Annotated in this window: 10 protein-coding genes; 4 read left to right on the top strand and 6 right to left on the bottom strand. The window is 65.9% G+C overall.

Translation table 11 applies throughout. From position 1 onward, the window contains the following. Positions 1-278 precede the first annotated feature (278 nt). From LB528_RS27545 to LB528_RS27530, 4 genes are all read right to left on the bottom strand, one after another. Positions 279-503 (bottom strand): hypothetical protein, encoded by a 225-nt coding sequence (locus LB528_RS27545; protein ID WP_140840603.1) that lies wholly within the window; start codon positions 501-503, stop codon positions 279-281. Between the two features lie 96 nt (positions 504-599). Next, positions 600-1,826 carry a GNAT family N-acetyltransferase gene (locus tag LB528_RS27540; protein WP_224716997.1) on the bottom strand — a complete coding sequence of 409 codons (1,227 nt, stop codon included), beginning with the start codon at positions 1,824-1,826 and terminating at the stop codon, positions 600-602. 9 nt (positions 1,827-1,835) lie between these two features. Further along, a complete protein-coding gene (locus LB528_RS27535) occupies positions 1,836-3,143 on the bottom strand; it encodes a hypothetical protein (RefSeq protein WP_224716996.1) in 1,308 nt (435 codons plus the stop codon). Continuing rightward, positions 3,140-4,324: a glycosyltransferase gene (locus tag LB528_RS27530; protein ID WP_224716995.1), complete on the bottom strand. Its 1,185-nt coding sequence runs from the start codon at positions 4,322-4,324 to the stop codon at positions 3,140-3,142. Before LB528_RS27530 ends, LB528_RS27535 begins: the two co-directional genes overlap by 4 nt. A 354-nt stretch (positions 4,325-4,678) precedes the next feature. Between LB528_RS27530 and LB528_RS27525 the strand changes: the two genes are divergently transcribed. Together LB528_RS27525 and LB528_RS27520 are read left to right on the top strand one after the other, a co-directional pair. Beyond that, positions 4,679-5,866, top strand: a complete 1,188-nt coding sequence (locus tag LB528_RS27525; RefSeq protein WP_224716994.1) for a DUF1972 domain-containing protein — start codon at positions 4,679-4,681, stop codon at positions 5,864-5,866. Further along, a complete protein-coding gene (locus LB528_RS27520; protein WP_224716993.1) occupies positions 5,863-7,134 on the top strand; it encodes a glycoside hydrolase family 5 protein in 1,272 nt (423 codons plus the stop codon). The genes LB528_RS27525 and LB528_RS27520 overlap by 4 nt, the downstream gene beginning before the upstream one ends. A 126-nt stretch (positions 7,135-7,260) precedes the next feature. Here the strand turns inward: LB528_RS27520 and LB528_RS27515 are convergent, their stop codons facing one another. Both LB528_RS27515 and LB528_RS27510 read right to left on the bottom strand, forming a co-directional pair. Continuing rightward, positions 7,261-8,574, bottom strand: coding sequence for a VpsF family polysaccharide biosynthesis protein (locus LB528_RS27515; protein ID WP_224716992.1), 1,314 nt, complete (start codon positions 8,572-8,574; stop codon positions 7,261-7,263). Position 8,575: 1 nt separating this feature from the next. Beyond that, the gene (locus LB528_RS27510; protein ID WP_224716991.1) at positions 8,576-10,669 is read right to left on the bottom strand and encodes a GumC family protein; all 2,094 of its coding nucleotides are present in this window, start codon (positions 10,667-10,669) and stop codon (positions 8,576-8,578) included. 246 nt (positions 10,670-10,915) lie between these two features. Here LB528_RS27510 and LB528_RS27505 point away from each other — a divergent pair, with 246 nt between their 5' ends. Together LB528_RS27505 and LB528_RS27500 are read left to right on the top strand one after the other, a co-directional pair. Next, on the top strand, positions 10,916-12,448 hold the full coding sequence (locus tag LB528_RS27505; RefSeq protein ID WP_224716990.1) for a formyl transferase: 1,533 nt from the start codon (positions 10,916-10,918) through the stop codon (positions 12,446-12,448). Continuing rightward, positions 12,445-13,725 (top strand): FAD-dependent oxidoreductase, encoded by a 1,281-nt coding sequence (locus LB528_RS27500; protein WP_224716989.1) that lies wholly within the window; start codon positions 12,445-12,447, stop codon positions 13,723-13,725. Before LB528_RS27505 ends, LB528_RS27500 begins: the two co-directional genes overlap by 4 nt. Positions 13,726-13,971 lie beyond the last annotated feature (246 nt).

Genomic DNA, 13,971 nt, shown 5'->3' with positions numbered 1-13,971 from the left:
GGGCATGGACTAAGTGCCGAGGCGCAGACGGGACAATGGCAAACGCCTCGTTCCTTCGCGCCCCCCTCTGTCCTGCCGGACATCTCCCCCTCTAGGGGGGAGATTAGCAGACCGCGCGCCCGCGCTCCCCTTACAGCGTCGGCGATTGGCGAAAGCCGGCGTGACAGCCAATCTCCCCCCTTGAGGGGGAGATGTCCGGCAGGACAGAGGGGGGTGCTGTCCCGCCAGCATTTCAGATTTTCCTAAGGCGCAGCGATGCGGAAGAACGAAAATTACCCTCAATCGTCAACCGCCGGCGTCAGTTCCAACTCCGCCGGCGTGAGTCCTTGCCTGAGCTGGCTCAGCCGGAACTCGTCGACCCAGTAGGCCTCGCCGTCGACCAGCACGCGGGCGCTGTAGGAGCCGCCGGAAAAGCGCTGCGCGGTGACATAGACTTTGTGGCGCTCGAGCGCGGTCTTCACCGCGGCGCGGCGGGACTTTTCTCTGGCGACGGGACTGGCCATGGCCTCACTCGAACACGCTGCCGCTAAAGATGCGGCTGCCCGTAAGCATGGCGGAGAGCGGAATGTGAGTCAATTTGCCAGGCCCGCTTTGCCCCTTCACCGCGCCCGTAGCCGCCGCCAGCGCTGCATGAATTCCTGCGCGACCTTGAACAGACGCGGGTTGTCGCGCACGAAGGCGACGCCCCGGCCGCGGTATTTGATGGCCTCGCTCGCCGCCACGCCTTTCAGCGTGATGCCGTAGCAAAGTTCGGACAGCACCGACTTCACCGCGCCCATATGTTCCTTGTAGCTCTGGTTGCCGACCGACAGGTCGAAATAGTCGAAGCCCTGCCCTCGGCCCCATTTGATCAGCTCGCCCATGATGCAAAGTCCCGGCGAGACATTGGGCACGGCGCCCTGGTCGATCGCAACCAGCAGCGCGTGTAGGGTGCCCAGATGGACCGCCAGATATTGGACCGCGACTATCATATCGCCGGCGCGCAGCCCGAAGATCCGCACCGAACCGTCCGTCAGGCCGCGGTGCGCGGCCTTGCGGTAGAAATCGGTGACCTCCGGCTGCGCCAGCAGATCGAAGCGGCCGAGCTCGCGAAAGCGGCTGAGCCGCATATCGACCAGCTTGCCGAAGATGGAGTCGACGAGGGCCGGCGTGTCGGCTTCCACCAGCGCCAGGCCACCATTGCGATCGAGCCGGCGCAGATCCTTGTTGAGCGCCTTGACGAAGGACGGGCGGCAGATGCGCTTGACAACGGTTTCGGCGTCGCCATCCATGGCGATGCCGTAATGCGAGTGGATGGAGTCGCGCGCCGGCGACAGCAGCGCCAAGGGATTGGCGACGCCGCCGACCTCTTTCGGGATGCCGACGATATGGATGCGGTCGGCCGGCGGCAGCACGGACAGCACCGCCACCCACGCCGCCTCGGCGGATTGCCTGGTCCACGGCGTCGCGTCGGCGAGCAAGGGGGCGGAATAGTCGCACACGCCGCAGCTCAGCCATTCGATCACCCAATGGTGGAAGGCGCGGCGCCGCATCAACGGTACAAGCATCCTCGGCTCGCCCGTGCCTGCATCCCTCACTTCGACGATCGCAAGGTCGGCTTTTTGCGGCAGGAGCCCTTCGACGATCCCCTCGGCCCAGGCGAAGTGCTGATGGCCGGTGCACACGCCCGTCGCCTCGAGACGCAGCCAGAGCGGCTTGGCCGTTTCGAGGCTGGTGTGCAGCTCAGCCACGTAAGCGGTGCTGGCGGCGGGGGCAGCGTGCGGCGCGGTCTCGCCGTCAACCAAGCCCGTCGTCATTGCGGTCATCGGCATTGCCTGGCTTGCCACATCATTCTCCTATCGTCGCTGCACGGCAAGCGTCGCCGCGCGGCGCCAGGCGCCGACCACCGTGGGGCGCTGCTTGCTCGGATGCTTGAGGTTCCACATGCGGTTGGCCGCGAAATACCATGAGGCCACGAGCACAAAGGTCTCGGACACCGCGGCGCCGGCCAGCGACCATGTCGGCGGCGCGACGGCCAACAGGATGCCGATCGTCGCGAGCCCGACAATCGCGCCGGCCATGGTGATGAAGGCGACGATGCGGAAATCGCCGACGATCTCGAGGACCACGCGCGGCATGACATAGGCCATGATCGGCACGAAGTTGGCGATGGCGAAAATTCCGATCAGGCCGACCGAGGCATGCTGCAGGGCCTGGGACTCGATCATCGGCAAAATGAACAGGATACCGCAGCCATAGGCCAGACTGCCGATACCCATGACGAGCGCCCAGATCTTGGCCTGCGCCCATACGCGGTCGAACTCCTTGTTGCGCACCAGCTTTGCAAGTTCCGGCTGCGCCATGTTCGAGAAGGCAAGGCTGGAAATGCGTAGCGGCGCAAACAGCACCAGCACTGCCGCCAATGGCGCGTAGGCGGCGGGCCCGGCGATGCCCGCGACCAGCAGCGCCAGAGATTGGCCCTGGATGTTGGTGGTGGTGGCACTGAACCCCGACCAGCAGAGCTGCGGCCATAGCTTTGCATAGCGCTGCCAGGTCGGCGCGCGGAAGGAGATGCGCAGCCTGCGCCGCGCCAGTCTCACCAGCACGGCGATGCCGACGATATTGGCCGCGGCAAGCGCGTAGAAGGTGGCCTGAAGCGCATCCGTGAAAAACCAGATCGCCGCCCCCGCGAGCACTATGCCCGCGATCGTGAACAGGGCGTCGCTGATGGAGACGACAAGTTGCATGCGGCGCGCAAAGAATGCCGTGCGCATATGGCTGCGCAGCGACCAGGCGCAGACGAAGCAGGCGGCGCCGATGCCGTTCGGGTCGCCCAGGACGCGCATCAGCAATCCCGTGCCCAGCCCCATCAGCAGCGCCACCACCAGCGCCGCCGATCCGAAGGTCACGTCATGGGCGTCGACGCCGGCGCTGTTGGTGCTCTTGCTCATCCATATGGTGGCGGGAACGGCGGTGAGCGAGCGGATGTACGACAAGCCGACGCCGCCCATCACCATGGCCAGGGCGAAGAGGCCGTAGCCTTCCGCCGACAGAAGATGCAGCAGCGCGATGTTGAGGGCAAAATGGAAGCCGCTCTGCATCGCCTCGCCGCCGATCATCAGCATGAGGCGCCGCACCAGATGGGCCGGGAAGGTGAACTTCACGGGCTCGTCTCCGCCTCGCGGGCAATGTGCGCCAGCCCCTGTCGCGGCGTTGCCGCCTTCAGCTTGTCGGCCACGATCGCCACGATCGCAGCGGCGGCGATGTGTTCGCTGAACACCGCGTCGTAGCGTGCCCGGCCGGCGGCGGCGAAGCCGCGCCAGAGGTCCGGCCGCAGGATGATCTCTGCGAGCTTGCCGGCAAGGGCGGCGGCATTGCCGGGCGGCACATGCCAGCCGGTCTCGCCGTCCGCCACCACTTCCACCAGCCCGCCGATCGCCGACACCAGAGGCGGTCGGCCCCAACCCATTGCCTCGATGGCGACGCGACCAAGCGATTCCGGGCGGCGCGACGGCACCGCCACGATATCTGCCCAGCGATAGTGGTCGGCAGGGTCGGCAACGAATGGCAGCACCTCGACATGCCTGGTCAGACCCATGCGCCCGACCAGTTCGGCCATTGCCTGCTCGCGCTCTGAGCTTTCGAAGGCGCCGCCCACCAGGCGGACCTCTACACGGTCGCGCAACGCAGCGGGGAGCGAGGCGACCGCTTCGAGCAGTACCTCCTGCCCCTTGATGCGATTGATGCGGCCAAGCAGCAGGACCTTGAGCGGCCGGTTGCCGTCATAAGTCGTCGGCAGGGCGGCCACCGGCCCGGCGACGCCGTTATAGACGACATGCGTGCACCGTCCCTTGGCATCGACGGCCGGCGGGTCGCCGAACGTGGCGCGCGTGGCGCGCGAGTTGAAGATCAGGTCGGCCTTGCTCCAGCGCATCAAGGCGACAAGCACCTTGCGCAGGATGCCCTCGGGAATCTCGTGGATGTGCAGCAGAGCCTTGCGCGGCAAAAGCCGCGCCGCCAGCGCATAGTCGGCGATGATCGAAGTGTTGATATAGGTTAGGTCGCTGCCCCGCATGCGCCGCCAGGCGCGCCAGAGCGCCGCCGGCAGCCGCGCAATCTCGACGGTGGCGAGCCTGAGCATCGCCTGGCGCCTGAGCACCCAGAGCGGTTCGAACACGATACGGCTGGCATGCGGCTTGAGGATATTTACAATCGGCCCATCGCGCGGCAGCACGACCTCGATCTCGGCGGCCGGAAACGCGGCGCGCAGCGCAGCCACGCTCTCCGCGAAGCTGCGGTCCGAACCATAGAGCTCATAACCCTGATGAACGCAGGCAATGCGCATCACTATCTTTCTACCTTGCACCCCGAGTCCGCTCAGCACCGGACCCTTCAAGCGCGGAAGAAACTTCATGCCAAATCCGCACGCCGCTCTACCCGGCGATGGCCACCGCAGGCCCGGGAGCAAGGATTATGCCGGGTTCCTGAGCGCCCTGCTGCGACCCTGAACCCCGGCCGTGCCCCGTATCGGAACAGATACGCCGCGAAAGTTGACCGATAATGAAGCAAGCCATGCTTTCTGAAGAGAAATTTTACACCTTCATGCGAGTATTCGCCCCGGGGGTACCTGGCACGCAAGTTGCTGGGCGTGTCATTGACGTAACAACAACCATGACCGGACCCCGGGGATTCCTTTATTTTGAAACCGGAACGACTTTCCAAGCTGATCGAAAAGCCTTCGATCCTGATCCTAGGGACACGCGGCATTCCGGCTTCTCATGGCGGCTTCGAGACCTTTGCCGAGCGGCTGGCGCTTTTCCTGGCCGGACGCGGCTGGAAGGTCGGCGTCTATTGCCAAAAAGAGGTCGAGCGCGTCGGCCAAAGGGTGACGAGCGAGACCTGGCGCGGCATCGAGCTCATCACCATCGAGGTCGCCTCCAAGGGTCCGCGCGCGACGCTGGAATTCGACTGGCAATGCGTGCTCGACGCCGCCAGGCGGCCGGGCGTGTGCCTGGTGCTCGGCTATAACGGCGCGGTTTTCCTGACCTGGCTCAGGCTCATGCGGCGCAAGATCATCACCAATATGGACGGCATCGAGTGGAGGCGGCCGAAATGGGGCCCGGCGGCGCGCAGCTGGTTCTGGCTCAACGAATGGATCGGCGCCTGGCTCTCGCATCGGCTTGTGGCCGACCATCCGGCGATCGCCGATCACCTGGCGACGAGGCGGCCGCGCAGCGCCATCGCCACCATTGCTTATGGCGCTGACCCGGTGACCTCGGCTCCGGAGGAACCCATTCGCGCGCTTGGGCTCGAGCCCAGCAAATATCTGGTCTCGATCGCGCGGATCGAACCCGACAACAATATCCTGCCGATCATCGAAGCCTTCCGCCGCCGCGACCGTGGCGAGATGAAGCTGGTCGTGCTGGGTACGCTCAACGACGAGATCCCCTATCACCGCGCGGTGCGCGAAGCGGCAGGTTCGGTGGTGATGATGCCGGGCGCGATCTACGACCAGGTGACGGTGAAGGCGCTGCGCTACCATGCGCGCGCCTATATGCACGGCCACACGGTGGGCGGCACCAACCCCTCGCTGGTCGAGGCGCTTGCCGCCGGCAACATGGTGATTGCGCATGACAATCGCTACAATCGCTGGGTCGCCGGCGATGCGGCAATATATTTCAACGACACGGACAGCCTGAGCCAACGGATCGACGAGGCGCTGGCCGACGACGCGCTGGTGGCGCGCTGCAGCAAGGCTGCGCGGGCACGCGCCCGCGAGGCTTTCCGCTGGGAAGACGTTCTCACCGCCTATGAGAAAGAAGCGCTGCGGCAGCTCGGCGCTGTCACCGCCGTGCCGGCGAAAGCCGACCGCGCCAAGCACGCATGACCGGCTGGTCGCGCCGCCGGATCCTCGGCGCGGCGCTGGTCGCGGCAACAGCACCACTGGCGACTGCGGTTCCGCCGCTCGTATCTCAAGCGCTTGCCGCCGGCGCATGGCCTTTCAGGCGCGGCGTCAACACTTGGCCGTGGTTTGCCTTGACGCGCGAATTCCCCGCACCCCGCACCGACTATGACTGGCCGCCTTTCCAGCCGCAGCGGCCGATGCCGACGCCGGCCGACCTTGCCCGGCTGCGCGCCAGCGGGCTCGATTTCATCCGCTTGCCTGTCGATCCGGGCCCGTTCCTGGCCGCCGACGCGGGCCAGCGCGCCGAGCTGATGGCGATGCTGAGTGCGGCGGTCGAGGCGGCGCTCGCGGCCGATCTCGCCGTCATCGTCAACGTGCAGGCCAATGGCGCCACGCATTTTTGGAATCCCGACCGGATGTATTCGAGCACTGCCGCGCCGGAATTCTCCCGCTACCAAGTCTTTGTCGGCGAAGTGGCCGGCATGCTGGACTATATGGCGCCCGGCAGGATCGCGCTGGAGCCGGTCAACGAGCCGCCGCAGGACTGTGCCTCCGACGCCTGGTCCAAGGTGCAGGCGGCGTTGCTGACCGCTGCGCGCGGCTCGGCGCGCAAGCTGCCGCTGCTCGTCACCGGTGGCTGCGGCTCGATGGTGCGCGGGCTGACCGCGCTCGATCCGGCGCCGCTGGCGGCCTTCGAGCCGATCCTGTTCACCTTCCACTTCTATGAACCCTATCTGTTCAGCCATCAGGGCGCGCCATGGATGCGCGAGCCGGTCTACCGCGCGCTGAACAACGTGCCATGGCCGGCCTCCGTCGGAACGCTGGAAGGGACCCTGGCCTCGGTCAGGGCAAGGATGGCGCAGGACACGGAATGGTCTGACGGGGCCAAGAAAGCCGCCTACGAAGAGACGGAAAAGGTGCTCAAAGTCTATTTCGATGCGCAACCCGACCGCCGCTTCATCGATGGCTATCTCAAGCAGGCGAGCGACTGGGCAGAAGCCCATGACATCGCGCGCGAGCGCATCATCATGGGCGAGTTCGGCGCGTTGCGCACCGATGCCCGCTACACCGCCGCTCCCAGTCCCGACCGCGCCCGCTACATCGCCGATGTCCGGCAGAGCGCCGAAGCCTTCGGCTTTGCCTGGGCATTCTGGGACCTGTTCGACGGCATGGGCATGATGGACGACATCACGCGCGCGCTCGATCCGGCGATGGTCGATGCGCTGGGATTGAGGATGCCGCGCGCTTGATTTGTTGAATCACCAAACCGCGCTAAGGGCTTGGTTTACATGGGTCGAACGAAATCCATCCTCCTTTCGGAACGCCGGGCGTGCGTTGCTTACGCGCAAGGCGTGCCGCCCATAGCCGTCGGGACGCTACGCCCGCGCCCTTTGACGCACCGCCGCCGGCCGATAAAGCGCCAGCGCGATGACCACGAATTTGGTCATCAGCGTCGTCTTGGAGGCGATGCTTTCGGAGGTGTTGATCAGGATGAGCCAGCCCAGCATCGGCAGCCAGATGCCGGCATGGCAGCGGTGCGCGACCTCATGCATGAACAACGCGAAGCCGAAGAAGATCAGAAGGGTGAAGAAGGCGCCTTGGTAGAGCGTCAGGCGCAGGACCGGGTTTTCGATACCCTGCTCCAGGCCGCTGATACGGCGCATGCTGTCGAGCAGGTCGACATCGGGCCCGACGATCAGGTCGCGCAGTTCAAGATGCCTGAAGAGATCGAACATCTCGATGCGGGCATTGGCGCTGCCGCTGTCGGAGACGAAACGTTCGAGCAGCGCGTCGAAGAAGCCGTAATAGCCGGCAAGCGCGATCGCCAGCGGCAGGAGCGCGGCGAGCATGATCACCAGCGCGGCGCCCAAGAGGTTGACGCGCCCGGTCCTGAGCTGCGCCAGGCCCTGGATCAGCAGATAGACGCCGCCGAGCAGGATCGTCAGCACCATGCCCGAGCGGCCGCCGAAGGCGACCAGCGCGCAGAACTGCAGGCCGACAAGCGCCAGCCTGAGCGGCGTCGACAGGGAACGCGAGCCGGACAGAAGCGACAGCACATAGATTGAGGTGACGGTGGCATTGGAGAGCGGGTGTCCCTGCAGCGCCGTCGAGCGCAGGTCGTTGACGAACATCGCGCCGTCGAACCTGTAGGGGAACACCAGATGCTTGGTGCCGAACTCGAACAGCGCCAGCAGCGCATTCGCGGTCATGACGACATGGATGACGAGCTGCAGCCAGGCAAAGGTCTTCTCGTCATCCTCGCTGAGGAGCAGCACGAGCAGCGCCGGGGCGACGAAGGTGTCGATCATGCCGGCCATGCCGGGGCGCTGCCTGAGGATGACGACAAAGAGAAGCACCGTTGCTATCACCGCCATCAGCATCGTTGCCGGCCGCTTGTTGGTGACGTGGACCACATAGCCGACCGGATTGCCGAAGGTGCAGGATCGCCAGATGAAGATGAGCACGAAAAGATAGGTAGACGGGTGGATTTTGCTCAGCGCGCTGCCTTGCAGGCCGTCGTAATTATAGCCGGCCAGCCACAGCATGCCCCCGGAGACGGAAAACAGAAGCAGCACCGCCAAGGTGATGCCGATCCGGGTCAGCGCATCGACGGAGACGATGCGCCGGCCGGCCATGCCGTAACCCGAAACGGGGTCAGGCCGGGCAGGACCAGCCGGGATCGAGGCCATATCAGGCCGCCTCGTCGACCAGCATGGCGCCCGTCGGCAGCCGCCCCATGACCGAGACTGCTTCGGAGGTCGAGGCGACGTCGCGCAGCGGCGTTGCGTTCAGCCTGGCCACGAGCAGGATCTCGTCGGCCATGGCGACCAGCGGCAGGACGTTGAGGTCGTCGGCCAGCGCACCGCCGTCGACGACGACGAGCTCGAAACTGTGGTTGGCCTCGGCCAGCATGCGGTGGGCGAAATAGAGCGCCTGGGCTTCCTGGAACACCGCGGTCGGCCGGCCCCGGCCGACAAGCGCCACGGGGCTGCCGGGCGCATAACGGCTGACGGCCTCGAGCGAATATTCGCCACGCAGCACGTCGAGCACGCCGGGCTGCGGGTCCTTCTGGTCCTTGCCGGCATTGATGTCGATGAACAGCACGCGACGGCCCCTGGCCGCCGCGGCGTTGGCGAGCTGCCATGCGACCCTCGACCGCTGCGCCCTGTCCTCGGGCGGCGACGCCACCAGGATCGAAGGCACCAGCGGCCAGTCGGGCGGGCGCCTGGTGGCGGCGGCGATGCGTTGCAGCGCCAGCCCGGCAACGGCGTCGGTCTTCTGGGCGGCCGCGCCGGAGCGGCGGCGTCCCCTGCCCGGCAGCACGCCAAGCACCGGCGCTTCGATGGCCGACTGCATCTGGTTGGCGGAAAGCACGGTCGGCGAAAGATATTCGGCGATCAGCGCCATGCCGATGCCCAGCGCCAGCCCGCCGAAGATAGCGCCGAAGACAAGCAACCCCTTCGGCGGCCAGCTCTTCTTCAGCGCCGGCATGGCCTGCGAGATGATGCGGGCATTGGTGCTGTTGACGTTGGTCTGCTCGCGCGTTTCCTGGGCGCGCTGCAGGTAATTGGCATAGACGGTGCGCACGGCATCGAGATCGCGCTGCAGCTCGCGCAGCTTGACCGACGCCTGGTCGGTGTCGAGCGACTTGCCCTTCAGCGACGCCATCTTGGCCTCCAGTTCCTTCTGGTTGGCCAGGGCGCGCTCATAATCCGTCTCGGCGGCGGCGACGAGGCGGCCGAGTTCACGGGAAATCAGCTTGCGCAGGTCGCTCAATTGCTGCTGCGCCGAGATCATCGAAGGGTGACGCGGCCCGAGCGCGGTGCCGAACTGCGATATCTGATCGACGAGCGTTGCCTCCTGCGCCCTGAGGCCGGCGATGACCGGCGAGCGCATCGCCTCGGAGGTCGCGTCCGGCGCGCTGCCCTGCCGGCGCAGCTGATCGACCTGCGCCTTGAGCTGCGCCGTTCGGGTCTGGGCGGCGGTCAGCTGCGTGTTGAGGTCGGTCAGTTCCTGGTCGCTCACCAGGTTGCCGGCGGCCATCACCATGTTGTGCTCGGCCTTGTAGGTCTCGACGGCGTTGGCAGCCTGCTCGACGCGCTTGCGCTGGTCTTCCAGCCGGGCGCTGATCGCATCGGAGGCGTCGGCGGCGGCTTTCGAACGCGCCGCCGCCTGATCGTCGAGATAGGCCTGAGCGATGGCGTTGGCGAGCTTCGCCGCGAGCTCGGCGCTCTTGGCGGTGACAATGATGTTGAGGACCAGCACCTTGTCGTCGCGCTTCACGGCAAGGCGGCGGCGCAACGCGTCGAGCGTCTCAGCCGTCCTGTCGCCGTCGTCGGAGCCGAAGACCGTGCCCAGCCAGCGGTCGAGCACGCCCTGCCCGTTGAATTCCGGGTTGTGGGTCAGATCGGTCGCCGCGATGGCGCGCAGAAGGACGCTGTTCGATTGCGCCACGCTCACCTGGCTTTCGACCTGGGTGATGCCGCCATCCGGCGAAATGCGGCTCGGATTGACATCGTTGGTGACGACCTGGAGATCCTGCGGATCGATGATGATCTGTGCCGTCGAGGAGTAGAGCGCCGGCGTCAGCATCGTATAGACAAGCGTCACCGCGGTGAGCAGCGCGACGGTGAGAAGGATCAGGAAACGGCCGCGCAACAGGATGCGGCCGAGATCGCCAAGTTCGACCGTGGCTTGCGCGGGCGCGGGCGCGTGATAGGCCGGCGCCGGCGCAATCGCCTCCGGAGCGTTCTGCTGAGGCACCATGAGCAGGGGTGGTTGCAAAGGTCGCTCCGACAACGCTCCATCGGCCGGCAAAGATAACAATGCGGCGTTGGCCTAGCTATTCCCGGCAACGATTAAAACACTGTTAATTATGTTCTTAAATTGATGCGGCCGTGGCACGAAGTTTGCACCAACAGAGTGCAAGTTAAGTGCAACCAAATCAGGAGACATCGTGCGCATGCGGCGGGAACTCGACCTGGCGGATCGGCTCGCCAGCCCCGGACGTGAGTCGCTCCGGTGTCGGCCATGCGCCTGAATCTACGCCTCAACGGCGAGCGCGTGCGCGCTTTTCATGTGGCGCTGGCTGAACGGCTGTCGCGGCTGCCCGGCGTGGAGCTTGCCGTAGACGCGCGTCCGGCGCCCGGCGGTGTGCCGCGCAGTGCCGAAGCACTGTTCCAGCTTGAGACGCTTATCCATCGGCTGCCCGCCAATGGGACGGCAAAGGGTGTGCCACTTTCCACACTGGCCAGCCATGCGAAACCATCCGGGCCGGCCGATCTCACGATCGATCTCGTCGGCGACGTCGAGCCGCAGGGCCGGCGGGTCTGGCGCCTGGCCTATGACGGCGTCTGCGGCGAGGAGGCCCTGCTGGCGCTGATCCTTGCCGGCCGCACGCCGCGCGTCCGTCTGGAACAGAACGGCGCGACAGTTTCCGAAGGACGGCTCGGCACCGAATATCACGGCATAGCGCTGGCTTCCTTCCAGGACATGCTGGCGCGCACAGCCAGCCTGATCGTCGCGGCGGTCAACGGCGCGGCGCGCTCCCCGCTTCCGGTGCTGCCCGAACCGTCATCGGAGCCGCCGGCTCCGGCCTTGCCGTCGGCCACGAAGATCGGGGTGCGTGCGGCCAAGGCGGCGGCGCGCCGCATCGTCCAGCAGATCTATCATCTGTGCTACAACGCCCCGCACTGGCGGGTCGGCTGGCGCGAGAGCAGCGGCAAGGACCTATATGAGCTGCGCGCCCATCCGCAATCGGGCTGGCGCGACTTGGCCGACGACGGCAGCCGCTTCTATGCCGACCCGTTCCCGGTGCTTTACCGCGGCCAGGTGACATTGTTCGTCGAGGACTACATCCACCGCACCGGCAAGGCGATCCTGTCGGCGGTGGCCTTCGGTCCGTCCGGACCAGTCGGCACTCCGAAGCCGGTGCTGGAGCTGCCTTACCATCTCTCCTACCCCTTCGTGTTCGAGCGCGACGGCGAGATGTGGATGGTGCCGGAGAGTTCGGCCAACCGGACGGTCGACCTCTACCGCGCCACCGCTTTCCCGGGCGGCTGGGTGAAGGAAGCGACGCTACTGTCGGACATCGTGGCCAGCGACGCCACGCTCACCGAGCATGGCGGGCGCTGGTGGATGTTCGCTACCGTGCGCGACGGCGGCGGTGCCTTCTCGGACCAACTGCATCTGTGGTCGGCGCCGGATTTCCGTGGGCCGTGGATACCGCATCCGAAGAACCCGTTGTTGATCGACGTCGCCTCGGCGCGACCGGCGGGCCGCATGGTCAGCCGCAACGGCCAGCTCCTGCGCCCGGTGCAGGACTGCCGCAGGAGCTATGGCGCCGCGCTCGGCATCGCGCGCGTCACGCAGCTCGACGAGAGCGGCTTCGGGCAGGTCGTCGAAACGATCCTCAACCCCGGCGCCGGTTGGGCCGGCCGCAAGCTGCACACGCTCAACGAGGCGGGCGGACTGGAATTCATCGACGGTTCGGCAATGGCGCCGCGCTGGAAACGCACACAGATACAGGACCCCATGCCTACGGCCGGTGGAGAAAAGACATGAGCATCGCAGAAGATCGCGAAACACCTGCCGTGCCGGCCGTTCGGACCGAAGTCGAAGTGGCGATCGTCGGGGCGGGACTCGCCGGAACCGTGCTGGCTCTGTCGCTCGCCAGAGCGGGCCGCAAGGTCGCATTGGTCGATCCGCATCGCATCCACCATGACGAATTCCGGGCCGAGAAAACCCGCGCGGAGCAGATGGGATTGTTCGAGAAGCTCGGGCTCGGCCCGGTTTTCAGGTCGCTCGTTACGCCGATGACGGATCTCCATGTTTTCCGCTTCGGCCAGTTGTTCGAGCGCAAGCAGGCCTGGGAATACGCCTTTTCCTACACGCCGCTGGTCAACGGCCTGCGCGCCGCGCTGCCGCCGCAAGTGCCGCTGACGGTAGGCAAGATCGCCGAAGTCTCGACCGGACCGGACCGGCAGCGCCTGGTGCTCACCGACGGCTCAGTGATCGAAGCCCGGCTCTTGGTGGTAGCCACCGGTTACAGTGAGGCGGTGCGGCGCGCCATCGGCGTCGAGCGCATCGAGGAATCGAAGGCGCATTCGCTGACGATGGGGTTCGACCTGGCGATCTCGCCACAGGAATTCGGTCTGCAGTCCCTCACCTTCTACGGGAGGCAGATCGCCGACCGCATTGCCTTCCTTACCATCTTCAGGATCGGCGAGCGGATGCGGGCCAACATGTTCGTCTACCGGACCGTCGCCGATCCATGGGTGCGGGCGTTCCGTGAAAACCCGCAAAAGATGCTGCTGGAACTGATGCCGGAGATAGCCGCGCGATGCGGCAACTTCGCCGTCGCCAGCGAGGTGGAAGTGAGGCAGGTCAGCCTGACGACGACGCGGGGGCACCGCCGCGACGGCGTCGTCTTCATCGGCGATGCGTTCGCCACGACCTGTCCAGCGCAAGGCGACGGCATCCACCGCGTGCTTACCGATGTCGATTGCCTCAGCTCGACGCATATCCCCGCCTGGCTCGAAACGCCCGGCATGGCGGCCGATAAGATCGGCGCCTTCTACGACGATCCGGTCAAGATCGCCGCCGACGAAAGAGCCATGCGCGCCAGCATCTATGCCAGGCGGATCACGACCGAGACCGGGCTGGAATGGCGCCTGCGCCGCCTGCGCAACAACACTGCGCGGCACCTGATGATATTCGCCCGCCGGTTTCGGGAAGCGGGAAAACCGAGCGACGCAAGGCTTGGCGTAACAGGGGTTGCTTTCGACCACTCCGACGAGGCAGGTCAGGAATTGCCCGCCGGGCCGCGCTTGGGAACATAATATTGAGCGAGCTTACGAATCCGTAAGTCGCGCTTCATGGCGAAGCTGGCTTAATTTTCACGTGAGCAGTGTCTCCTGCTCGGCGGGACAGCACTCCCGTCGCACGAACGGCCCGCTGCCGCCTCTATCGTTTCGGCAGCGGGGCTATCGTCAGGCGGCTCACACAAAGCGGATTAACCTAATTTTTCGTTGCTACCCGGCTCGCGCCTGGGTTGCTTGAGATTGTTCATACCACCCAAGATATTC

This window comes from Mesorhizobium sp. CA4 (assembly GCF_020165075.1).
In the GTDB taxonomy this organism is placed as follows: domain Bacteria; phylum Pseudomonadota; class Alphaproteobacteria; order Rhizobiales; family Rhizobiaceae; genus Mesorhizobium.
Note: the sequence above shows the minus strand (reverse complement) of the source record. Positions and strands in the feature narration are given on the sequence as shown.

Excerpts from the sequence above, each read along its gene's own strand:
- LB528_RS27545 (WP_140840603.1), bottom strand. The coding sequence starts at position 503 with ATGGCCAGTCCCGTCGCCAGAGAAAAGTCCCGCCGCGCCGCGGTGAAG.
- LB528_RS27530 (WP_224716995.1), bottom strand. The coding sequence starts at position 4,324 with ATGCGCATTGCCTGCGTTCATCAGGGTTATGAGCTCTATGGTTCGGAC.
- LB528_RS27520 (WP_224716993.1), top strand. The coding sequence starts at position 5,863 with ATGACCGGCTGGTCGCGCCGCCGGATCCTCGGCGCGGCGCTGGTCGCG.
- LB528_RS27515 (WP_224716992.1), bottom strand. The coding sequence starts at position 8,574 with ATGGCCTCGATCCCGGCTGGTCCTGCCCGGCCTGACCCCGTTTCGGGT.
- LB528_RS27505 (WP_224716990.1), top strand. The coding sequence starts at position 10,916 with ATGCGCCTGAATCTACGCCTCAACGGCGAGCGCGTGCGCGCTTTTCAT.
- LB528_RS27500 (WP_224716989.1), top strand. The coding sequence starts at position 12,445 with ATGAGCATCGCAGAAGATCGCGAAACACCTGCCGTGCCGGCCGTTCGG.